This is a genomic window from uncultured Veillonella sp. (assembly GCF_937981445.1).
Classification (GTDB): Bacteria; Bacillota; Negativicutes; order Veillonellales; family Veillonellaceae; genus Veillonella_A.
The window spans coordinates 71736-95215 of sequence record NZ_CALJON010000008.1; the positions used below are offsets into that span (position 1 = coordinate 71736).

Below are 23480 nucleotides of genomic sequence, written 5' to 3' on the forward strand. Positions count from 1 at the left end.
GCCTCAGTTTTTTATGTCCTATTCTCTTATATTAAGTTAAATCATCTTAACTGCCATTATTACCAAAGGCAAGGTAATAGCAGAAAAAACAGTGGTACTAACTACCACTTGGGTGGCGTAATCAGAGTGAGACTTCAAAGCCGCTGCAATGAGTGCTGTTGTAACACCACTAGGAACGGCAGCCGATATGATGAGCACTTGACTAACTAAAGGCGCCACTGGCTCCACCAAAGCTTCATAGACTAAAATACAAAGCCAAGTTAACAATGGTCCAAAGAACAAGCGAGTCACTGTGCCCCACATAACCTGTCCTGTAAAGAAATTAAACGGTGTACGCGCTAATTGAACGCCTAAGGTAAATAATGCCACCAATACAAGCGAATTACTTATATTCGTAAGGACGGGCCAGAAAAATGTATTTTCTAACGGAATCTGCGCCACATTAAGAACGGAAGCACCTACAACAGCATAGATAATGGGCATTTTCAACACTAATACAATAGCATCATGGCGGCTCATTTTACCTGCACCGGCAAAATAAAAGCCTAAACTATTGGTTACAATGCTCTGGAAAATATATACTACAATCTGCACGGCAATAGCTGCTTCAAGCCATATTGGTTCCCCTTGTTCTAAGAAAGGCTCATTGGAGTAAATAAACACAATAAGAGGGACCCCAATATTACCACAATTATTAAAGAGCACTGCATTTCTAAAAATGCCGCACTGACTTTTCTCTAAGTGAAGACCTCGTTCCAAGGCCAAACTACCTAGCCATAGGACAAAGAAGCTAATGATAGTGAGCCAAATAATCTGTGAACTCTCACCAGTAAAATGGTATTTATAGGTATTTAAAAATAAAAATGCTGGCGCCACCACATAGAAATTTAGCTTACTTAAGGTATCTAAGTTCATGCCGAACTTACGATCCATACTATAGCCCAATAACACCAACAGTAAAATAGGCATAATAGTAGTCAAAAATATATGCCAAATCATAAAGCGCCCCTTCTCTCCATATGCAATCTATACTTAATATTACTTAAGTATATTACAAGATTACAGAATAAAAGAAAAGGGTCTCTAGACTAAAAGTTTATATTTTGATGTATCGATTATACCTTGCAATCCTTTTTAATGCTTAGTCGTCCAGCATCCTTTTTATTGCTTAAGTGCCCAGTACTCTTTTTATTGCTTAGGTGCCCAAGAGATCCAAGCCACCTTGTCTTCCGTAGTATTTTTAATACGTCCATCACTTGTTCTATAAGGCGCTAATAAAGGTTTTATAGCCTCTTTCATGTCTTCCACGGAGCCCCAAGACTCACTGTGAAGGCGCATAGTAAAGTAGCGAAGGGCCTCCTCTTCAGTGAAGTATTCTTCCTCTGGCGTTGTAATGTAATCCACATGCACAGCATCGCCAATTTCATTAACTACCTCTAAAGCACCATCAATATTGGCCTGCCAATCAAAATCACCAGGTCCATAAAAATGAGTAGTTAGCGCTTCTACAATCGTATCTTTACGCCCCGCAAAGGCTACTAACAAACAATGGCCCTTGCTCGTTTGCGACATAGCCCGAATATTGTCTGGTTCAAACATAACAGGGCAGAAGAAACTATATACTAAATCGAATTCTCGGTCCCAGCCTAAGGATAGGCGCGTAATTTCATTCCAAGGACCTACATATAAATCAAGGGGCAAATGCTCTTTTACGGCAAGGCTTCGCGCCCCTTCAATCATCCCGTCCGATAAATCGATACCGGTTGCATCAAAACCTTCTTTTACAAGCCCTAGGGCATAATCGCCTACACCACAGCCAATATCTAATGTTTTAGCTGGCAACTCAGGTAATAAATTATGTTCTTTCAAATAACTTAAAAAATGTACCACTTGTGCCCGTCTGTCATCGCGCTCATGAAGTTCCACAAAAAACTCTGACCGATCATTCCAAGACTTTTGCTCCTCTAACCAAGTCGCAATTTCTTCCTTCACTAGGGTTACATGAGTATCCTTCATAAGTCCCTCCTTCTATTTAATATAGTTAAGCGTCTGTATACGAGACTTAACTATTACTCATTACATACTATACGTCTCACGTAGTACGATGCTGATTTCGTATTACCGCCAGCTATAGCATTACATTCTTACTCGCCCCATATACCGTGCTACACTCTTACGTCTGACATAATACAATACTGACGCCTTGCATGTTACAGCCATACAGCGCTATGCATGTGAATAATACATTATTTGTAGAAAAATACATATATATCCCTAAATGATAATCTTTATTATATTTATATTTCTCTATATAAAGAATACTCTTATTTTACCCTTGTGACAAGTTTAAATTATGCATACCTATATAGCAATTTACGAGAGTATTTTGCTTTTTGATTATAATTGATTGTTTTTGATTGCTTATGATTGACTTGTCATTATTTTACCAGTATATTATAGGTATACAAGCAAAAGTGAATACTATGCACATATTTTTTTATAAGGAGACGTCCTATGTTATCTGAAGAACGGCAAGTCCATATTCTAAACTTGCTAAAAACACAACGGACTGCAACTGTACAAGAATTGACAGAGCGATTGCAGTCCTCCCCAGCCACCATTCGGCGGGATTTAAATGAACTTCATAGGCAAGGACTCTTACAAAAAGTCCATGGTGGTGCCGTCAGCAATGAAAGCAACTACTTTACCACTGAACCTGATGTGCCCACCAAAGCAGCTTTATTTCGCGCGGAAAAAGAAGCTATCGCCAAATATGCCGCTACGCTGGTCAAAAATAATGACTTTGTCTTCATTGATGCGGGCACTACAACGGAACTAGTCTTGCCTTTTATAACAGCCCGGCAGGTCACCTTTGTAACCAATGGTACGGCCCATGCTGCTTGGCTAGCCAGCCATAGTGCATCCGTAATTCTATTGGGCGGAGAAGTAAAAGCCATTACCGGTGCCATCGTAGGGCAAACAGCCTTACAACAATTAGAAGCCTTTAACTTTACGAAAGGCTTTTTTGGCACCAATGGAATCAGTCTAAAAAGTGGCTTCACTACACCAGACCCAACCGAAGCGGCCATCAAACGAAGCGCCCTTCATCGGTGCCATCATCCTTTTATACTCGCTGATCAGTCAAAGTTTGACACAATTACCCCTGTCACCTTTGCAAAACTAAGCGATGCCACTATTATTACCACCAAGGTTCCTAATGAGGCCTACAAAGCCCAAACTACTATCAAGGAGGTTATGCCATGATTTACACTGTCACTGTAAATCCATCACTCGATTATATTATGAGGCTAAAAACCTTCACCCCTAGCGCCGTAAATCGCACCTATGAAGATGCCATTTTAGCTGGTGGTAAAGGTATTAATGTATCTATTATGCTAAAGCATTTAGGCCATCCCAATACAGCCCTCGGTTTTATTGCTGGCTTTACAGGCGAAGAAATCGTACGCCAAGTACGCGCTGAAGGGTGTGAAGAAAATTTTATCCGCCTCGAAACAGGTAACTCCCGCATCAATGTAAAGCTAAAAAGTGAAGAGGAAACCGAAATTAATGCTCAAGGACCGAGCATTAGCCCATTGGATATTCAAAAGCTATATGATCAACTTGATAGGTTGAAGCCACAGGATATTTTAATTTTATCTGGCAGCATTCCTAATACCCTACCTAGTACTTTATATAAAGATATTATGGAACGCCTATCGAATCGTCAGATTCGCATTATTGTAGATGCCACTAATGAATTACTACTCAATGTACTACCTTATAAGCCATTTTTAATTAAGCCCAATAATCATGAACTCGCCGCCATGTTACAAAAAGAGCTTCATTCCGAGGATGACATCATCGAAGGAGCTCGCCAATTACAAGCCAAAGGCGCTCAAAATGTGCTTGTATCCTTGGCCGGCGATGGCGCTATTTTAGTCGATGCTACAGGGACTGTTCATCGTCACGGCGTACCGCAAGGAACTGTTGTAAACTCCGTTGGTGCTGGTGACTCTATGGTCGCGGGGTTCCTAGCGGGCTACTTAGAAAGCGAAGGCCATTATAAACGCGCCTTATCCCTTGGTATTGCAGCTGGTTCCGCATCGGCCTTCAACGAATGGCTAGCCACTCGTGAGCAAGTTGAATCATTATTAGAAAAGGAGTAAGTCCATGAAGATTACCGATTTATTAAAAGAACAATCTATTTTACTTCAAGCGGCCCCCACTAACAAACAAGAAGCCATTCGTCTCCTAGGCGATTTAATGGAGGCCGGTGGCCACTTAAGCAATAAAGAACAATATATTAAAGATGTCCTAGCTCGTGAAGAGTCGAGCACAACAGGCCTTACTGATGGCATCGCAACACCACATGCTAAAAGTACTGGCGTAGCATCTGCCGGTTTAGCCGCTATGGTAGTGCCTAATGGCATTGACTTTGAAAGCCTCGATGGTAAGCCTTCCAATCTCTTCTTTATGATTGCAGCCCCTGAAAATGGCGCCAATACGCATATGGAATTATTGAGTCGTCTTGCTATGATGGTTATGGATGGTGACTTTAGAGAGGCCCTACTTAAAGCCCAAACAACAGAAGGCTTTTTAGCTTTAATTGACGCCAAAGAGGCCGATCAATTTAAAGCAGGCATGACAGAAGCAGATGCGGTGGCCTTAAAACCACAGGCTCCTAATAGTAATAGCACAGCCCCATCAGCGCCTGTAACAGAAGAAGCAACACAAAGTACTAAAGACAGCACCGCCACTGAGGCACCCTATCGAGTTCTTGCTGTTACAGCCTGCCCAACAGGCATTGCCCATACCTTTATGGCCGCTGAAAGTTTAGAACGCACAGCGAAAGACATGGGTATTACTATTAAGGTAGAAAAAAATGGTCAAAGTGGTATTAAAGATCCTTTAAGTGCTGCTGAAATTGCGGCTGCTGACTGCATCATTGTAGCGGCCGACAAAAATGTACCTATGGCTCGTTTTAATGGTAAACCAGTCATTCAAGTCAAAGTATCAGCTGGCATCAGTAAAGCCAAGGAACTCTTAACGGAAGCTACAAGTGGCCAAGTACCTCGCTATGAATCCACCCAATCTGATTCCGTAAGTTCTGAGCCCACATCACAAGATAGCATAGGCCGTCAAATTTATAAGCATTTAATGAATGGCGTATCACATATGCTTCCATTCGTCATTGGTGGTGGTATTCTTATTGCTATCGCCTTCTTACTAGATGTATTTGATCCAGCCAATCCAAGTAAGTTTGGCTCTGGCACGCCCCTAGCAGCCTTCTTCATGCAAATTGGCGGGGCCTCCTTTAGCTTTATGCTTCCTGTATTAGCTGGTTTCATTGCCATGAGTATTGCCGACCGCCCAGGCCTTGCCGTTGGTTTCGTTGGTGGCTATTTGGCCAATACTGGTGGTTCTGGCTTCTTAGGAGCCTTAATTGCAGGCTTTGTAGCCGGTTATTTAATGCTTTTATTAAAACGAGTATTCTCTGTATTGCCTGAGTCCTTAGAAGGTATTAAACCGGTTCTCCTCTATCCTGTACTTGGCGTGTTATTAATGGGTGTTTTAATTACCTTTGCCATCAATCCACCTGTAGGTGCCATTAACGAAGCTCTTACCTCTTCACTACACAATATGGGCACTAGTAGCCGTGTTCTTATTGGTCTAATCTTTGCCGGCATGATGGCGGTTGATATGGGTGGCCCAGTAAATAAAGCAGCTTATGTAACAGGTACAGCCCTCCTTGCTAGTGGTGAATATGGTGTTATGGCCGCTGTTATGGCTGGTGGTATGGTACCTCCATTGGCCATCGCCCTTTGCACAACCTTCTTTGGTAATCGCTTCACCCCAAGTGAACGTAAATCTGGTATTACTAACTATGTAATGGGTCTATCCTTTATTACTGAAGGGGCCATTCCATTTGCTGCAGCTGACCCAATTCGCGTCATTCCTTCTTGCGTAGTAGGCGCAGCCGTATCTGGTGCCTTAAGCATGATTTTTGATTGCACACTTCGTGCACCTCATGGCGGTATCTTCGTAGTACCAACTATCGGTAATCCGCTCATGTATTTATTGGCTATTTTAATTGGCTCCATTGTAACTTGCTTACTCTTAGCCTTCTTGAAAAAGCCAATTAAAGCATAAGTTTAATCTTATAAGACTCAATTCTATAAATCTAAATTCTATAAACCAAAATCCTATAAATTTAAATCCCATAAGCCCTTGTAACAAATTTTCCTATTCCTTAAAATACAAATCCCCTTCTAGGGACTACATTTACTGTGGCCCTTAGAAGGGGATTTTTTATATTGGAAATTCTCCAACTTATGCTAAAAATTCTATTATATTATGCCAAAAGTTCTCTGATTTTATTTACGGAGCATTTTAAAAGAAAATCACAATCTACTTTACCGCCCACATCAAAGCGATGTTCACTAAAGCGTTCAAACCCGTAATGACTGTAAAAACGCTGCGCCTTTATATTGTGTTCCCAAACGCCAAGCCAAACCCAATCACAAGTAGTATTACAAGCCTCTCGTAAAGCGAATTCAAATAAATAGCGGCCTAGACCAAGTCCCTGAAACGCCCGCAAGATATAAATTCGTTGTACTTCAAAGGCATTGTCTAATTCCTGCTCGGTTTGAGCGGCACCTACATTTACTTTTAAGTAGCCAGCCAATTCATCATTTACAAAAATAAAATAATGCTTTGCCTCAGGATCTGCTATTTCCTTTTCTAAGGTCTCTACTGCATAGGCTGTATTAAAATAATCTTGTAATTCCTCTTCTGTATTGTGATGTCCAAAGGTTTCTCTAAATGTTTGAACTGCCAAAGGGCGAAGAATTGCCACATCAGCCACCGTAATAGGCCGCGTACTTATAGTCGGCTTTGATTCTCCAGAAGCAACTGCTGCGTTCTGATTTTTATACTCTTTTTTTACCAATCAAATGTCCCCACTCTCATATATACTAACTAAACTACAATACCTCATATATTTTATGTTGTATCATACATACTATCTATAACATCCTAAAATTACACCAAGGTGTAAAAGTCTTTGTTTATGATACCATTCCCTGCCTACACATGTAAAGTTAGTAAGCCGAGGCAGCGCCTTTCCTATCTAATTGTAAAGCATGTAAATACCTATACTTTAAAGTTTGTAAACCCTTATGACTTAGAGTGTGTACGTGCCTATAGCACTAAAGTATGTAAGCATCTATAATTTTAAAGTATGTAAGTTCCTTGCACTCTCATTGTGACTATGCTATAATCACGGTAGAAAAATTCAGGGGAGCTTATAGCTGAGAGGAAGTTCATCTAACTTCGACCCTTATACCTGATACGGATAATGCCGTCGTAGGAAGATGTTATATATACATGCTAACACCTTTCAGGGGTACCGTATTTGGTATCCCTGTTTTTTTATGCCGTCTGTCATAACAGACCAAATGGCGGGGGAGCGCCCGACATTTGTCATTACAGCGATGGGAAGCCGTGTTCCGGCGTGAGAGGAGACCAATAAGTCTCGACCGCAAGGGTGTTTGTAATGAATTCATCATTCAGTAATGTAAGAAAATTAACTATCACTAGTTTACTTGTAGCTGTAGCCGTTGTGGGCAGCACCATTTCATTTCCTGTAGGCCCTAGCAAATGCGCACCAGTTCAGCATATGGTTAATGTGCTCTGTGCTGTATTGCTTTCCTCCTATTATGGGGTAGGTGCCGCGTTTTCTGCCAGTGTATTGCGCAATCTCCTCGGCCTAGGCAGTGTACTTGCCTTTCCTGGTAGCATGTGGGGTGCTTTTTTAAGTACTTATTTATATAAGCGCACCCATAATATTCTTTACGCCCTTATAGGCGAAGTATTTGGCACAGGAATCCTTGGTGGCCTTACCGCCTATCCTATAGCCATTCTCTTCCTTGGCCAATCAGCAGGACAAGTAGCTTTTTATGTGTATGTTATTCCTTTCTTAATTTCTACCATAGGCGGCTCCCTATTGGCGGGAATATTATTATACGCATTACGAACTTCAGGAGCTTTATCTCACATTGAACAGACTCTTCGCTAACTAAGCTGCATTTTAACCATAAGGCTAATCCATACGGTATACGATACGGCGAATAAGCGAAAGATTCTGTGAGGAGCTATTATGAAAGCTAATGAAACAAATCTTTTATCTCATGGCCTTCTTTGGTTTGGGGCTGCCATTTCGATTGCCGAAATCTTTACTGGGTCCCTGTTTGCCCCCTTAGGTTTTGAGAGAGGCCTAATGGCTATTATTCTGGGTCACATTATTGGTGGTTTTCTGTTCTTCTTAGCCGGCCTTATCGGGGCTAATACGAAACTCAGTGCCATGCAAACCGTGCGCATCGGTTTTGGTACACAAGGGGCGTCTTTCTTTGCCCTAGCCAATGTGCTTCAGCTTGTAGGCTGGACTACAGTTATGATTATAACCGGTGCTGCTGCAGCGCAAGCGGTCATGCCACTTGATAGCACAATTTGGTCTATTATTATAGGCCTACTCATTATTGTATGGCTTTTAGTAGGACCGACACAGCTTACCAAGCTCAATATGGTGGCCATGTCCTTATTATTTTTACTCACATTATGGCTTAGCACCTTGATCTTCAGTCCTACTACAGAATTCATACGCCCCGTAGCCACTGATGATAGCCTATCCTTTGGTGCTGCTGTAGAGCTCGCCACGGTAATGCCTTTATCCTGGCTCCCTTTAGTGGCGGACTATACACGCCATGCTAAGCGGCCCCTAGGCGCTACATTAGTAAGTACCTTCACCTATGGCTTTGTAAGTATTTGGATGTATCTTATCGGCTTAGGCACTACCCTCTATACAGGGGAAAGTGATATTGCTCAAGTTATGCTAAAAGCTGGCTTAGGGCTTTGGCCTTTACTTATTATTATTTTCTCCACCGTCACAACTACCTACCTAGATGCGTATTCAGCAGGGGTAAGTGCCACTAGCATTGTGCCAAAACTACAAGAAGTACCTACTGCTATTGGCATTACTGTGATTGGTGTTGTATTAGCTATCTTTGTACCTATGACTGAGTACGAAGAGTTCTTGTACATTATTGGTTCTATATTCACGCCCATGATTGCGATTCTATTTACCCAATACTTTCTCCTTAAGCAGGATGCATCTGGGCGTAAATTTAACTATACTAACCTGATCCTTTGGGTCATTGGTTTTGTCTTATATAGGAATTTATTAACCTGGGATACACCACTAGGCTCTACTGTGCCTGTTATGCTTTGTATTGCCTTCCTTACATATATTGTGGGGCGCATCAAAAGCAAGGCGTAAGATTAAAACATCTATACTGAGGGCTTAATATTAATAATTCACTATTACAAATTAATATTAAAAAATAAGCAGGAATTACAATTAATTCCTGCTTATTTATTCCCTTTTTCAAGTATTTAACGTATACTTAATAAAGAATGTTATAAAAGACTACCTTTATTGAGAAAGGATTTCCTATGCAAACAAAACAGACCAGTCTCTTTTCTTCCTCCCTCATATGGTTCGGCGCGGCCCTATCAATGGCGGAAATTTTTACCGGCACTTTATTTGCCCCTTTAGGCTTTACTAAAGCCCTCTTCGCCATCATTCTAGGCCATATCATCGGCGGCACCCTCTTATTCTTGGCCGGCGTGATTGGTGGTCAAACTAGGCGGAGCGCCATGGAATCAGTACGCATCGCCTTTGGTAAAAAAGGCGCCTCATACTTTGCCATAGCCAATATTATGCAACTCATCGGCTGGGCCACAGTCGTACTCATTGCAGGGTCTGCGGCTGCACAAAGTATTTATCCTTTAGGCACTGGTATATGGGCTGGCATTATGGGCTGTATTATCATTCTTTGGCTCTTTGTAAGCCCTCAGACTTTAACAAAATTAAATTCCGTAGCCATGTCCTTACTCTTCCTCCTCGCCCTTTGGCTCAGCTCCATTATCATTACCCCTGCTAGCTCATTAATAGAGACAGGGGCAACCAATTTCTTCAATGCTGACCTAAGCTTTGGCGCCGCTGTTGAGCTCGCTGCAGCCATGCCAATTTCCTATTTAGCACTTATTTCTGATTATACGCGCCATGCCAAACGCCCTGTTGCCGCTGCTGGCGTAAGCACCCTTACCTATTGTACTGTCAGTGCCTGGATGTATACCCTAGGACTTAGCTGTGCCCTTTATACGGGGGAAAATAATATCGTTGCCGTTATGGCCAAAGCAGAAATTGGGCTCTTTCCCTTACTCATTATTATCTTCTCCACCGTAGCTACTACATATTTAGATGCCTATTCATCTGGTGTAAGTGTAGCTAGTCTAGTGCCTAAAGCACCAGAAAAAATCGTCTCCATTGGCGCTACTATTTTAAGTGTAGGCCTCGCCATTGTAGTGCCCATGACGGAATATGAAGAGTTTTTATTTTTAATCGGCTCCGTCTTCACCCCTATGATTGCCATTTTATTTAGCCAATACTTCCTACTAAAAGAAGATGTATCTCAGAATGCCTTTAATCTACGCAATACAATCGTTTGGGTCATTGGCTTTATTTTATACCGCAGCGTACTCACCTTTGAAACACCCCTTGGCACAACGTTCCCTGTGATGATTACCATTACCCTATTAAGTTATCTAGTAGGCCGCTTTACCGCTAATAAACGGGCCTAAATCAATTAATCTTTATAATCTGACCCGCTTTCATAAGGCACTCTACTTTCATAAGTCAACCAATTTACACGATTTAATAAATTATTTTTGGTATATCGACTTTTTTGAAAATAGTTGTATACATCTTTTTCTTGTTGTGCTATACTATCTATGAAAAATCACGGGCCTTATGGCCGGCGTTATTTTATATAGTTGTTGCTATATATGGGAGGGACTTATTTATGAAAGAATTTTTAAAAGGTTTTAAAGACTTTGCCTTACGCGGCAATGTAATCGACTTAGCAGTCGGTGTTGTTATTGGTGCTGCTTTTGGTAAAATTGTAGCATCCTTAGTAAGCGATATCATCATGCCTCCAATTGGTATGGTATTGGGCGGTATCGACTTCTCCGACTTTTTCATTAGCTTAAACGGCGAACATGCCAATTCCTTAGCAGAAGCTAAGGCTGCAGGGATTCCTGTTATTGCCTATGGTAATTTCTTAAATTCCTTAATTCAGTTCTTAATCGTAGCATTTGCCATTTACCTTGTAATTAAACAAGTAAATCGCCTCTTCCCTAAAAAAGAAGAACCTGTTGAAGATCCACGCAAATGCCCATTCTGTAAACAAGAAGTGGCCGATGATGCAACTCGTTGCCCTCATTGTACTTCTGTAATTGAACCAGAATCAAAAACAGCCTAACACTGTATGAGTCTAATAGTAGATTCAATCTAAACTTCTAAGAAGACATAAAGAAACCCCGATGGGATATCCCATCGGGGTATTTTTATAGGTTCATATACTAAAGCCCTTAAAACAAGCCTGTGCGCTTACCATAATGTTTGGAGTCACCATTTTGCTTCCAGCCCACTGTATCACCAATAGACATAACACGTCGAGTAAGACAGTTTTTACATTTATCTGCATTATCATCAACGCAAGGTTTATTATCATAGAGTAAATATTTAGCTCTATGTTCTGGCACAGTAATAATAGGCATTAAAATATTAGCGCCAGCAGCTAAGCCTTTTTCACGGCCCAATTTATCTAGAGCCTGCAAGGCTGTTGTGGCCGCAATATTCACATCCTTCAAGAATAAACGAGTTAGGGCAATCATCTTAAGCCCCAATTGAATGCGGCGATTCTTACCTTCTTCACTGTCAATGCCAAGGGCTAACGCTTCCTGCCCTAATGGCGTATCATGATGTACTACATAAGGCCCCATGCCGATCATATCAATATCCATATCGCGATAGAATAAGATATCATTGACTAGATCATCTTCCGTCTGTCCTGGTAAGCCAATCATAACCCCAGTTCCCACTTGGAATCCTACGCGGCGCAATGATTTCAAACATTCTACGCGCGTTTTAAAAGAATGGAGCTCGTCATTAGGATGAATCTTGTGATACAATTCTTCATTTGTCGTTTCAATACGAAGTAAATAACGGCTAGCCCCTGCTTCCACCATGCGACGATAGGATTCCTCCGTCTGTTCCCCAACGCACATAGTAATCCCCAAGGAGCCATCACCAATAGCTTTAATGTCACGAATCAAATCTACTACATAATCTACGAAGACTGGATCATTACGCTCCCCTGATTGTAATGTAATAGAGCCATATTCGTGATCATAGGCCCATTTAGCCATCATCAAAATATCCTGTCGGCTCATATCAAAGCGTTCAGTTTTATCATTATCACGACGAATTCCGCAATATTCGCAGTTTTTTATACAGCGATTGGAGAATTCAATAAGGCCTCGATAGTACGCTACCTTATCTACATATTTAGCCTTTACTTCATAGGCTTTTTTATAAATAGCCTGCAAAGTCTCTTCATCAGTAACATGCATGAGCGCACGTAACTCTTCAACTGTAAGCCAATCATTGCCTACTAAGTCTTTCTTTAAAATGTCTTCTATCTTCATAGCTACCCTTGTGCCTTTACTAAATCGACTACATATGCTACATATACTGCACATGTTACATATACTACATAATTACCATCACATGGCATCCATACATGTATGGCCCCCTAACTCCATTCATGAGTCAGTTCTTATATACATTAAATTCAACTCAAGTAAATCTAATATTTCCAATATAATTATTATATATCATAAAGGGGCTCTTTTCCTAGTAAAAAGGGCTAATTTTACCAAAATAAGACATATTTTAAACGAAAAAAACTAGCCCCCTTATGATAATCCATGACACAAAACGATTTGTTTTCTAACCATGGAAAAAGGGGCTAGCCTTTATATTTTTTATTCTTGTATCGCTATATTTCTGTATTGCTATATTTCGGTACCGCTACATTTCTGGATGCCTATATTCCTATATTATGCCTAAATTCATTTAGTCCTCTAAGGCACCAAGGAAGTCTAAAGCGTAGAGAGCATATAATTCGGCACCTACTTTTAGGGCTTCTTCGTCAATATTAAAATGACCATTATGATGTGGCCAACAAGCCCCTTTTGCTTCATTTTCAGCGCCTACATAGGCAAATGCACCAGGAACTTTAGTCATGTAAGCAGCAAAATCTTCACCAATGCAACGTTTAGGCTCATTAAACACTTGGTCTTCACCAAAGGCACGAGCAGCCAATTTACGTACACGAGCAGCTTCAGTTGGATTATTATCAACCACATCGGTACCATATTTATATGTAAATTCAACGGTACCACCAAACATGTGCGCCGTGTGTTCTGCAAAGTTACGAAGTTTATCTTCTACTAACTGCCGGTCATGAGCTGAGAACGTGCGAGCCGTACCTTCAAGCTTTGCTTCCCCAGAAATTACATTAAAACGTGTGCCCGATTCTAATTTACCTACTGTAACTACGGCCGTATCAAGAGGATTAATATTGCGCGATACAATGGTCTGCACATTGGCCACAAAGCTACCTGCCATTACAGTAGCATCTATAGCCGTCTCAGGCATGGCACCATGCCCACCTTTCCCCGTAAAGGTAGCATAAAATACATCACAAGCCGCCATGCAAGGACCATCTATGCAGGAAACAAGGCCTGCTTTTAAAGGCGACCAAATATGTTCCCCAAAGATACTATCCACCCCATCGAGAGCCCCCTGCTCCATCATAAGCTTGGCACCGGCTGCCGCTTCTTCCGCTGGTTGGAAAATAATTCGTACTGTACCGTCGAATTGATCACGCACCGCATGAATTACCTTAACGGCTGTAAGTAGCATAGCAATATGGCTGTCATGACCACAGGCATGCATTTTTCCCGGTACTTTAGATTTATATGGTAAGTTCTCGGTAATTTCTTCTACAGGAAGCGCATCCATATCAGCGCGCAAGGCCACTGTTTTACCTGGCCCTCGGCCATGAATGTCAGCAATAATCCCCGTTGGCTCAGTCAACCGATAGGGAATACCAAGTGCCTCAAGTTCTTTAGCCAAGGTCTTTGTCGTTTCAAATTCTTCCAAAGACAATTCAGGGTTTTCATGAAAATAACGACGATGCGCTACAAGCTCCTGTTCTTTTGCCAAGATTAACTGCTTTACTTCACTTTGTTTCATTATAAGGACTCCTAACTTTTTTCTCATATATGTAGATTTATAATGTCTTCTTAGGGTACTCCATAGGCACTCTTTTTTTGTAATGTACTCTTTTTTTGTAACGTACTCTTATAACGTACTCTTTTCTATACCATATTATTTTACTGCAACCAATTCACCATAATACCGGCCAATACAACGGATACAATCGTAACCGTTATAAATCCAGCCACTAACATAGGTGGCAACATGTGGTGAGTCAATACAGCACGCTCATCTTGATCATCTGTAAGCGACGTAATGACCTCCATAGTAATTACATAGTCTGCAGGGAAGCCAAATAAAGCTGTTAAGGATGTAGCAAAGGCTAATTCCTTAGAAACACCTACTATACGACCAATAATGGTGGAGAATACAAACATACCTATAACGCCAATTACAATAATGACCACTAAAGGATACAATAAACTCAAAATCATATCTGGTGTAGCTTCTTTTAAGGTATCAAAAATAAATAGCATTAAGGCTAATAAGCAAAAGCCAAAGCCCCCTGCAGATTTTAAACAGTGGGTTTCCAAAAAGCCTATGGATTTGCCGATAATACCAAAGAGTAAGCAAAGTACAAAGGCATTAACTTTAAGGCCTATAACACCAAATCCAGCAGATGCTAAAAAGGCCAAAGCGGCACAAAAGGATAGACGCAAGAATTTAAAGTACGCTGTATTGTAAATATGTGGCGCCCGCTGGAACAGTCTTGCCGGTTTATCATCAGATATATTCGTTGGATCTACCGAATCTGCATCACGCTTAATAGCGCCAGCCCGATATTCTTTGATGACGCGCTGTCCTTCACGTTTTAACATAATAGAAGTTAATGGATAGCCTGCAAATCCTTGAATTACATAAATCAACACGGCCAAAACAGATAAACTTGTTAGACCTAATTCCTTTGCCCCATTACTCATAATCAAGGACGATACAATGCCCCCTACTAATGGCGGCGTAGCTACAACCACAGTATTCCAATCTAAGAAATGGACCGCAATAAATAATAAAAAGGCTGTAATCCCAGCAATCCCACCTAAAGCAATGACAATAATTTTCCACTGCTTCATCAATTCTTTCACGGAAAGCAAGGTCCCCATATTGGTAATCAACAAGGCCATCAACATCGTTGCTGTGCCCACGGGGATACCTGCCTTAGCAATGGCATCTTTAGGCAAGAATGTCCAATAGGCTAATAAAAATAGGACTGCTGTAATAAATACCGATGGTATCCAGGCCTTAGTTCTAATAGAAATAACTTCACCTACAAATAACATGAGCACTAATACAGTCATTAAGCCCATTTGTGAAGAGATAAAAACCTCCATACAAATCCCTCTTTTCTCTCTCAACTCATCTCTCAACATATAATATAAACCGCTGCAAAGTGTCTGACCCATTGTAAAACGTATAATTCGTTATAGTGATGGCCACTGTATAGCCTCTAACCTGTTTAGATCATACCCCTATCAATCTAAACAGATAAGAAAATATATACGCCCTTAAGAAGTCTGCATACAATGGACAGTTGTTTATATTTTTATTATAGTAGCACATAGAAACTCAATGGTCAAGAATTATTCATATAGAATAAATTAATAGAATTAAGAAGATATTTTACATTTACTTGATTTTTTTGTAGATAAAAACAAAAAAGAGCCGCTAAAGCGACTCTTTTACCTTTTCATTATTATGAGTTGTATTAGTAACTCATTCTACTTATAGCAAAATCGGTTTAAAATCAATTTTATTTATTACGAATTTCGTTTGTAACTAATCGTCATAGGCTCCGTCAATTCCGCAGGAAGGGGAGAATCTAAAACAAAATCATCAATCGCCTTCGGTAAATCCTGCCAATTAGTAATACCATGACTGAGCACATAATGTCCGAAACGGCCCCTCATCTGTTTTGAGGAGGTGCTTAACTGCTTCCACACACCGTTTTTATTTTCTAAAAATTCCACCGTGAGCATGTGCGGATGTTCAATTAACTTAGCATATTCTTTTGATGCCAAATTTAAAATCCAGTCTTCCTGTGCTAATGCAGCATTTACAGGTTCAGACCAAATTTCATACAAAGATGTGCCACAGCCCTTATAAATAGTATCTACAAAATCTAAACGATAATTGGTAATACCGCTTAAAGGCCGCACCATGCCATAAAGAGCAGATAAAATACAAAGATGTTCAGCACCAAAATCTTTAGCCTTCTCATCAAGGCCCTGCCAGTCTAAATTTTTAAAAGCCAAGCCTGAATAGGACTCAATGGCCGTCCCTAAAGGTTGAGTAAGAAAGGCCTGATAAAATTCATACCATTCAGCCCCCTTATCCGCCTTTAACTTTAAGGCCTTAGCGAATACGCCTTCTTCCAAAGTCTGTATATGTGCCACAATGGACCTAGAAGTAGCCTCATCAAAAACAGCCTCCGCTGGCGTTCCGCTGAGCACCTTCGTTTTACTTGGGGACATAAGGATTTTCATAATTTATAGCGCTCCTACCAAATGAATCATTCATATTAAAACGAATTAATCTAATGAACCTAATAAATCTATTTAATCTAAAATATATTCAATCCATTAAATATATTCAATCTAAAAAATATAACTAATCAAACTAATCCTAAGCCACTGCCAATAAGTATAAATTCATAACCGTTACAATAATACCAATAATCCAAAGCATGATAGCCGTAGATTTCCTATTCTTATATATGCCCATAACTTTTTCAGAGCCTGTTAAATATAACTGTAAGAATATAGTAAATGGTAATTGAAGACTGAGGAACATTTGCGAAATAAGTAATGCTTGGAAGGAGTCCTCTACAAATAAAATGAGCACGACTGCCGGAATATATGTTAAAGCAAGGCCAATCTGGCTATGCATATCTTTCATATCATAGGATTCGCCAAACATACCGGCAAAAATACTCGCTCCCGCCATACCTGCTGTAGCAGAGGAAGCAAAACCTGCAAAGAGCAATGCCAAGGCAAACAGCCAGCCTGCCGACGGCCCAATGAGCGGTACCAAGAGTTCCTTAGCCTGTTCCAACTCTTCTACCATAATACCTTCATTGAAGAAGGTCGCAGCCGCTAAAATAATCATTGCCGAGTTAATGGCCCAGCCAATACCCATGGAAAAAATCGTATCTAAGAATTCATAGCGCAATCGTTTCTTCATGACGGCCGGATCTTGCTTATTAAACTCACGACTTTGAATAATCTCCGAATGCAAGAATAAATTATGAGGCATAATAACGGCCCCTAAAATACTGAGCACTACCAGCATAGACTCATTAGGCAAGGTTGGATTCACCCAACCAAGTCCCGCTTCTGCCCAATTCACATCTACCATGGATAATTCTAATAAATATGCTAACGCAATTAAGGATACGAAGCCAGCAATTACCTTTTCAAGCTTATTATAGGAATTTGTTAAGAGCATTAATGTACAAATAATCGCCGTCAATACAGATCCTATAAATAAGGGGATACCAAAGAGCATTTTTAAGGCAATGGCCGCCCCAATAAACTCCGCTAAGGCCGTAGCCGCTGCAGCTAAGCCTGCCGTACTAAGCAAAATACTAGATAACCACCGTGGCAATGCATCATAGGCACATTCAGAAAGACAACGACCTGTTACAATCCCTAAATGCGCCACATTATGTTGTAATAAAATCAACATGATTGTTGATAAGGTAACTACCCAGAGCAAATCATAGCCAAACATGGCACCGGCAGCTAAGTTGGCAGCCCAGTTTCCTGGATCAATAAATCCTACTGTTACAATAATACCCGGTCCAATATATCGAGATACCTCCGACACTTGTCGGCTATTTTGATGAACCGTATTCAATTTATCTTTTATACGTGTAAGCCACATTCCCTTCACCATTCCCATCTTAATGACCTAAGTCATTCTATTTATTGCACAACCTTGTGCTACACTACACACTGCCCCAAAGAACAAATGCCCCATTAAGCTACTAATTTATGCAAATACACTTGACTCAGTCTTATCTGCGTCTTATACGGCTGAAGCATCTTTAGCCATGTCATTAGACAGGTCTTTAGTATTAGCATCTTCAGCATTAACATCATTATTAGCAATTTCAGTTTTGGAAGCGTCATTCTTGGTGACTCCATCCTTAGAAGCTTCACCCTTGGAGGCTTCCTCCTTAGAAGCGTCATTCTTGATGACTCCATCCTTAGAAGCGTCATTCTTGGCGACTCCATCCTTAGAAGCTTCATTCTTGGCAACTTCAGCCTTGGAAGCTTCATTCTTGGCAACTTCAGCCTTAGAAGCTTCGCCCTTGGAGCCTTCCTCCTTAGCTGCTTCCTTTTGTGCTTTAGCTATCGCTTCAGCATCTTCCTTGTCTCGCTGTGCTTTAATTTTTTTAAATTTCTCACGAGATTTAGCCGCTTCTTCGTCAGCTTTTTTAATCTCTAACTTGCCAATTTTATCATATAATTCATCAGGTGCCGCTGTCCCACTTGAGGAAATAACTACCCCAATACGCGTCCTATAGTCAGCGCGATCACGATTTGAAGTGCGAAGTCTCACATCTCCACCAAAAGCTACGCGGCGGTCATTACCAGCAAACATACGACGATCATAAATAGTAAAATTTTCCATCTTTTCAGCGATTTCAGCCTCAGTTAAAGGCTTGCGATCTAATTCATCATCAGTATGGCCTTTTTCCCGGATTTCCTGTTCTCGATTATAGGCCATCAACTCTTCGCGCCACTCACTATAAAGGCGGATTGCTAGGTTTTTATCAGTCTCATTCATGGACTCTCTTTTTTCAACTACATATGCTACTAAAGGCGTTAATTCATAGCGTGTATAAGTCTGACCGCTTAAATTAATCCCTTTTGTATCTTCAATAGCACCGTGATTCACCAATGTCTGAAGAGCTTGATAGGCCCAATCCTTTGGTGTTACATCGGCCCAAATATTACCAGCTGCTTGGGTTGTCATAAAAGTAGATGCACAAAAACAAGCTGCAATTAATATACGAGATAATTTCATACATAACCTCCTCAGATAGGATGCCCTATCTGCTTTTTATAATAAATTTATTATAGCATGAATACTCACATTTTTCTATCATTGAAATTCATTATCAATATTGTGCTCTAGCCAATTTTATTTGATGGTATCTATTGCGCACTACACCACTCATCTGTTTTAGCCTCACGAAGCAAAATGGTATTTCCATGCTCGTTACTATTAAAGCACAAGACATGCTTTCTACTATTAAATCACAATAACTTAAAAACTACATTAAGATCCATAGTTTTATGCAATAAAAAATACCCTTAGCCTAGTTGGCAAGGGTAGCTTCCATTAAAAGCGCCCCCAAAGCGCTCTTAATGGCACGTCATTTACCTACAATGACGCTATATAGTTACTATGTTCATCCCGTCTCTTTTAGTCAAGCATAGCTCTCTTCTTTGTCCTTTTAAAATGAAACTCTGTCCATTACGACTGTATTCATAATAAACTAAATCGAGCTTAATGTCAAGATTTTTTAAGAAAAAAGGAGCTGCAACGATATAGGTAGTAGTCCTAAATCATTACAGCTCCCATAAAAGCTATTCAAAGCAAATTACAACGTTTTGGGCCATTAGGTAAGCGAATTAATTATTAAGCCCCAATAAAACGTGTTAATTCTTGTGTGCTTGTCATATGACGTTTAGTCAAGCCAAGCTCAGCTGGGCTAATACCTAAAGCAAGACCAATTAATTGGCTCATGTGAATAATAGGCATATCTTTGTCACTAGGCACATATTGTTTAGCTTCTTTTTGGAACATATCTAATTGCATTTGGCAAAGTGGGCAAGGAGTTACTACGCAATCTGCCCCTTCTTTAGCTGCATCAGCATTGATAGTACCAGTCATTTTCATAACGGAATCATGAGCTGGATATACAGCATGAAAACCACAGCAATCAAGCTTGCGAGAGAAGTCAATTGGAGTCGCACCAATTGCTTTAATTACATCAGCAAGGCTAGTTGGAATTTGGAAGTCTTCAAAGCCAAGTTCTTCAGCTGGGCGAAGAAGATGACAGCCATAGTATTCAGCTACGCGAAGACCATGTAAAGGTTTTACAACTTTTGCTTTTAAGTTGTTTAAACCATAGTCGCGAATTAATACCCATAAGAAATGAGTTACATCGCTAGTACCTTTATAGCGTAAGCCTGCTTGACCTAAAATATTGTTAACGCGAGCACGTTGTACTTCATCATTGTCAAGTTCGTTCTTAGCTTCACGAAGCATTAAAGTACAAGTATTACATACAGTCATTAATTGTACACCTTGTGCTTCAGCAAGAGCGATATTACGAGCATTAGTAGATAATGTAACAAGTGGATCAATATCTTGTACGTGAGATGCACCGCAGCAAGTCCAACCTTCTAATTCTTCGATTTGAATGCCTAATTTTTTAGCAACCGCAACAGTGGCTATAAAATCTTCTTTGGCTGCACCTTCAAGTACGCAACCAGGGAAAAATGCGTATTTCATTATCGTTCTGCCTCCTCTGCTGCCTTAATAATGGTGCGAACATCTTTAATGCCGTCTACAGGTTTATGAGGGATCAAAATATCCATTGGATTGATTTTGCCATGAGCAAATAAACGCATTGCATAGAAAGCTTGTTTTGCAGAGTCCACAACACCATCTGTCTTCAAACTCATTGTTACTTCGTTCAAGCGACCAGTTTTTTCAAGGTCTTGTTTGAATGCAATCGCATGACGAGTCCCTTTATTTACTAAACCAGCGCGAGTTGCTACAGCTCTAAGTTCAGAAATATCCTTAGCTGGTTTTAAATGTTTAGGGCAACGAGAAATACAGTTCATACAATGAACACATTTCCAAAGACCATTTTCAAAGGCTGGATTTACATGAGCCATAGGTGCGGCATCACGAGAGTCCTGTACAAAGCGGTTAGCTTTAGTGTACACATATGGATCAAGGAAGTCTTCACGATTAGCAGAAAGCTTATTACATTCGGAAGCACAGCATCCACAAAGGATACATTCTGTGTTCATAACGAATTTTTTGAAATCTGCAGGTGTTTGACGAGCCCCTTTATCACGATTGTATTCAGGTTTCATGAAAATCCATGGAGCCACAGTTTTAAGGCGATTTACCTTGGATTCCCAGTCAACGGCAAGGTCGCGAATTACATCGAAATTACCGATTGGAGCGATTTCAATTGTATCGCTACCAAAGCGTTCTGTAATATCGTCGATTTTGCTTTCACAACCAAGCATAGCTTGACCATTTACTTTAATGGAGCAAGCGCCACATACAGCACTACGACAAGCAGCAATGAAAGTCAATGTTGGGTCGATAGTGTCTTTTATTTTTTGAAGGCCCCAAAGGATTGTACGATCTGGTTCATAATCAAAGGAATAGGTCTGTACATAGGAGCGACCTTCGTTATAACGATGGATTTTATAAGTAATCTGTCTCATCTTAGTACGTCCTTTCTTTTGGTTCGTAGCGGGTAATTACAACTTCGCTTTGACCCACTTCGTATTCTCCGTCTTCTTTTAATGTTACAAGTGTATGATTTAAGAAGTTAGCATCATCACGTTTTGTATAATCTTCACGAAGATGACTGCCACGGCTTTCTTTACGGCGAAGTGCACCTAGAGCAACAGCTTTAGCTACGGTTAATAAGCTACCTACTTCAAGGTAGTTTACAAAGGCCATGTTGAACGTACGGCTAGTATCACCTACATAGCAAGTTTTGTATTCTTCGATCAAGCGATTAAGTGTTTCAAGAGCCACTTCCATCTTAGCTTCTTCACGGAAAATACCTACATTATTCCACATGGAAAGAGCCATTTCATCGCGGATTTCAGAGATTGGACGACCTGTTTTGCGGCCAGTTACTTCTTTGAAGCGTGCTTCCCAATTAGTAGCTGCTTCTTCAAGAGCTTGTTTTGCGTCTTTAGCACTGTGATTTTGAACATAATCTACAGCACCTTCACCGGCGATTTTACCGAATACTACGGCGTCAGCAAGGGAGTTACCGCCAAGACGGTTTGCACCGTGAACGGATACACAAGCTGCTTCGCCAGCAGCAAATAAGCCTGGAATTACAGTACCACAAGTTTTGTAATCAGTTACATCAATACCGCCCATGGAGTAGTGACAAGTTGGACGAATTGGAATTGGCTGTTTCAATGGATCCGCATGTTCGAATGTAATCGCCAAGTCGCGAATACCATGTAATTTTTCAAGAATTGTTTCCTTAGGTAAGTGACGAACATCAGCTACTACATAAGCATCTAAGCCAGTACCAAAGCCACGGCCTTCAGCAATTTCAGTTTCGATAGCTTTAGCTACTACGTCACGAGGCGCAAGTTCCATTTTGCTTGGTGCATAGTCTTTCATGAAACGTTCGCCTTTATTGTTAAGAAGGTAGCCACCTTCACCACGAACTGCTTCAGACATAAGGATACCGCTCTTACCAAGACCTGTTGGATGGAATTGAACCATTTCAGGGTCTTTTAAAGCACAACCAGCACGGAAGCTAGCTGCCATACCATCACCAGTGGAAAGATATGGATTTGATGTACGAGTCCAGTACATACGACCAGCACCGCCAGTAGCAATAACAACTGCAGTAGCTGCGATTTTTTCTACGCGGCCTTCTTTCATGTTCCATGCTACAACGCCGCCTACAGAACCATCATCAGCTTTTACAATGTCTAATAAGTACCAATCTTGAAGGAAATGTACGTTTTCTTTCAAGCATTGTTCGTATAGAGTATGCAAGATAACATGACCCGTTTTATCCGCACTGTAACAAGTACGTGGATATGCTTGGCCACCGAAATTACGTTGTGCAATTTTACCTTCTTCAGTACGGGAGAATGGTACGCCAAAGTAATCTAATTCACGAATACATTCAGGACAACGGCTAATGAAGAATTCAACTGCATCTTGGTCAGCTAAATAGTCACTACCTTTGATGGTATCGAAGATATGATCTTCTACTGTATCTTCTTTAGCTACGTTTTTAAGTGCCCCATTAATACCGCCCTGTGCCATAGCTGTAGCCGAACGACTTGGGAAAATCTTTGTAATAAGAGCAACGCGTAAGCCCTCTTGATGAGCTGCATGAAGCGCTGCACGTTGGCCCGCTCCGCCACTGCCTATTACTAGAACATCAAATTGTTCCATACTTACCTCCTAAAATTTGTACCTACTACCT

General features: G+C 40.7%; 19 protein-coding genes and 1 riboswitch. Of the genes, 7 read left to right on the forward strand and 12 right to left on the reverse strand.

The annotated features are described in order from the left end of the window. Positions 1 to 36 precede the first annotated feature (36 nt). The gene (locus Q0376_RS01430; protein WP_298703292.1) at positions 37 to 999 is read right to left on the reverse strand and encodes an AEC family transporter; all 963 of its coding nucleotides are present in this window, start codon (positions 997 to 999) and stop codon (positions 37 to 39) included. Between the two features lie 189 nt (positions 1000 to 1188). Beyond that, the gene (locus Q0376_RS01435; protein WP_298703294.1) at positions 1189 to 2016 is read right to left on the reverse strand and encodes a class I SAM-dependent methyltransferase; all 828 of its coding nucleotides are present in this window, start codon (positions 2014 to 2016) and stop codon (positions 1189 to 1191) included. Positions 2017 to 2514: 498 nt separating this feature from the next. On the opposite strand from Q0376_RS01435, the gene Q0376_RS01440 reads away from it, so the two are divergent. The 3 genes from Q0376_RS01440 to Q0376_RS01450 are packed head-to-tail and all read left to right on the forward strand — an operon-like array spanning position 2515 to position 6150. Continuing rightward, positions 2515 to 3264 carry a DeoR/GlpR family DNA-binding transcription regulator gene (locus tag Q0376_RS01440; protein WP_298703296.1) on the forward strand — a complete coding sequence of 250 codons (750 nt, stop codon included), beginning with the start codon at positions 2515 to 2517 and terminating at the stop codon, positions 3262 to 3264. Then, positions 3261 to 4166 carry a 1-phosphofructokinase gene (gene pfkB, locus Q0376_RS01445; protein ID WP_298703298.1) on the forward strand — a complete coding sequence of 302 codons (906 nt, stop codon included), beginning with the start codon at positions 3261 to 3263 and terminating at the stop codon, positions 4164 to 4166. The genes Q0376_RS01440 and pfkB overlap by 4 nt, the downstream gene beginning before the upstream one ends. 4 nt (positions 4167 to 4170) lie before the next feature. After that, the gene (locus tag Q0376_RS01450) at positions 4171 to 6150 is read left to right on the forward strand and encodes a fructose-specific PTS transporter subunit EIIC (protein ID WP_298703300.1); all 1980 of its coding nucleotides are present in this window, start codon (positions 4171 to 4173) and stop codon (positions 6148 to 6150) included. 202 nt (positions 6151 to 6352) lie between these two features. On the opposite strand, the gene Q0376_RS01455 is transcribed toward Q0376_RS01450, so the two are convergent. Then, positions 6353 to 6949, reverse strand: coding sequence for an N-acetyltransferase (locus Q0376_RS01455; protein WP_298703302.1), 597 nt, complete (start codon positions 6947 to 6949; stop codon positions 6353 to 6355). A 337-nt stretch (positions 6950 to 7286) separates the two neighbouring features. Beyond that, a riboswitch (TPP riboswitch) is annotated at positions 7287 to 7389 on the forward strand. Between the two features lie 166 nt (positions 7390 to 7555). On the opposite strand from Q0376_RS01455, the gene thiW reads away from it, so the two are divergent. The 4 genes from thiW to mscL all read left to right on the forward strand — a co-directional run bounded on the left by thiW (position 7556) and on the right by mscL (position 11381). Further along, on the forward strand, positions 7556 to 8077 hold the full coding sequence (thiW, locus tag Q0376_RS01460) for an energy coupling factor transporter S component ThiW (RefSeq protein WP_298703304.1): 522 nt from the start codon (positions 7556 to 7558) through the stop codon (positions 8075 to 8077). Between the two features lie 81 nt (positions 8078 to 8158). Next, positions 8159 to 9334 (forward strand): putative hydroxymethylpyrimidine transporter CytX, encoded by a 1176-nt coding sequence (cytX, locus tag Q0376_RS01465; protein WP_298703306.1) that lies wholly within the window; start codon positions 8159 to 8161, stop codon positions 9332 to 9334. A 176-nt stretch (positions 9335 to 9510) separates the two neighbouring features. Continuing rightward, positions 9511 to 10701 (forward strand): putative hydroxymethylpyrimidine transporter CytX, encoded by a 1191-nt coding sequence (gene cytX, locus Q0376_RS01470; RefSeq protein WP_298703308.1) that lies wholly within the window; start codon positions 9511 to 9513, stop codon positions 10699 to 10701. Between the two features lie 221 nt (positions 10702 to 10922). Then, a complete protein-coding gene (gene mscL, locus Q0376_RS01475; protein WP_298703310.1) occupies positions 10923 to 11381 on the forward strand; it encodes a large conductance mechanosensitive channel protein MscL in 459 nt (152 codons plus the stop codon). Positions 11382 to 11490: 109 nt separating this feature from the next. Here the strand turns inward: mscL and hydE are convergent, their stop codons facing one another. From hydE to Q0376_RS01520, 9 genes are all read right to left on the reverse strand, one after another. Further along, positions 11491 to 12609, reverse strand: a complete 1119-nt coding sequence (gene hydE / locus Q0376_RS01480) for a [FeFe] hydrogenase H-cluster radical SAM maturase HydE (RefSeq protein WP_298703313.1) — start codon at positions 12607 to 12609, stop codon at positions 11491 to 11493. A gap of 430 nt (positions 12610 to 13039) precedes the next feature. Continuing rightward, positions 13040 to 14224: an amidohydrolase gene (locus tag Q0376_RS01485; RefSeq protein ID WP_298703315.1), complete on the reverse strand. Its 1185-nt coding sequence runs from the start codon at positions 14222 to 14224 to the stop codon at positions 13040 to 13042. 140 nt (positions 14225 to 14364) lie between these two features. Next, positions 14365 to 15576: a hypothetical protein gene (locus Q0376_RS01490; RefSeq protein WP_298703317.1), complete on the reverse strand. Its 1212-nt coding sequence runs from the start codon at positions 15574 to 15576 to the stop codon at positions 14365 to 14367. A 426-nt stretch (positions 15577 to 16002) separates the two neighbouring features. Continuing rightward, positions 16003 to 16728 carry a YaaA family protein gene (locus Q0376_RS01495; RefSeq protein WP_298703319.1) on the reverse strand — a complete coding sequence of 242 codons (726 nt, stop codon included), beginning with the start codon at positions 16726 to 16728 and terminating at the stop codon, positions 16003 to 16005. 139 nt (positions 16729 to 16867) lie between these two features. Further along, positions 16868 to 18127, reverse strand: coding sequence for an Nramp family divalent metal transporter (locus Q0376_RS01500; protein ID WP_298703321.1), 1260 nt, complete (start codon positions 18125 to 18127; stop codon positions 16868 to 16870). Positions 18128 to 18271: 144 nt separating this feature from the next. Next, positions 18272 to 19276: a cell envelope integrity protein TolA gene (locus Q0376_RS01505; RefSeq protein WP_298703323.1), complete on the reverse strand. Its 1005-nt coding sequence runs from the start codon at positions 19274 to 19276 to the stop codon at positions 18272 to 18274. Between the two features lie 618 nt (positions 19277 to 19894). Then, the gene (locus Q0376_RS01510; RefSeq protein ID WP_298703325.1) at positions 19895 to 20773 is read right to left on the reverse strand and encodes a CoB--CoM heterodisulfide reductase iron-sulfur subunit B family protein; all 879 of its coding nucleotides are present in this window, start codon (positions 20771 to 20773) and stop codon (positions 19895 to 19897) included. Further along, positions 20773 to 21729 carry a succinate dehydrogenase/fumarate reductase iron-sulfur subunit gene (locus Q0376_RS01515; RefSeq protein WP_298703327.1) on the reverse strand — a complete coding sequence of 319 codons (957 nt, stop codon included), beginning with the start codon at positions 21727 to 21729 and terminating at the stop codon, positions 20773 to 20775. The genes Q0376_RS01510 and Q0376_RS01515 overlap by 1 nt, the downstream gene beginning before the upstream one ends. 1 nt (position 21730) lies before the next feature. Then, positions 21731 to 23449 (reverse strand): FAD-binding protein, encoded by a 1719-nt coding sequence (locus Q0376_RS01520; RefSeq protein ID WP_298703329.1) that lies wholly within the window; start codon positions 23447 to 23449, stop codon positions 21731 to 21733. Between the last annotated feature and the right edge of the window lie 31 nt (positions 23450 to 23480).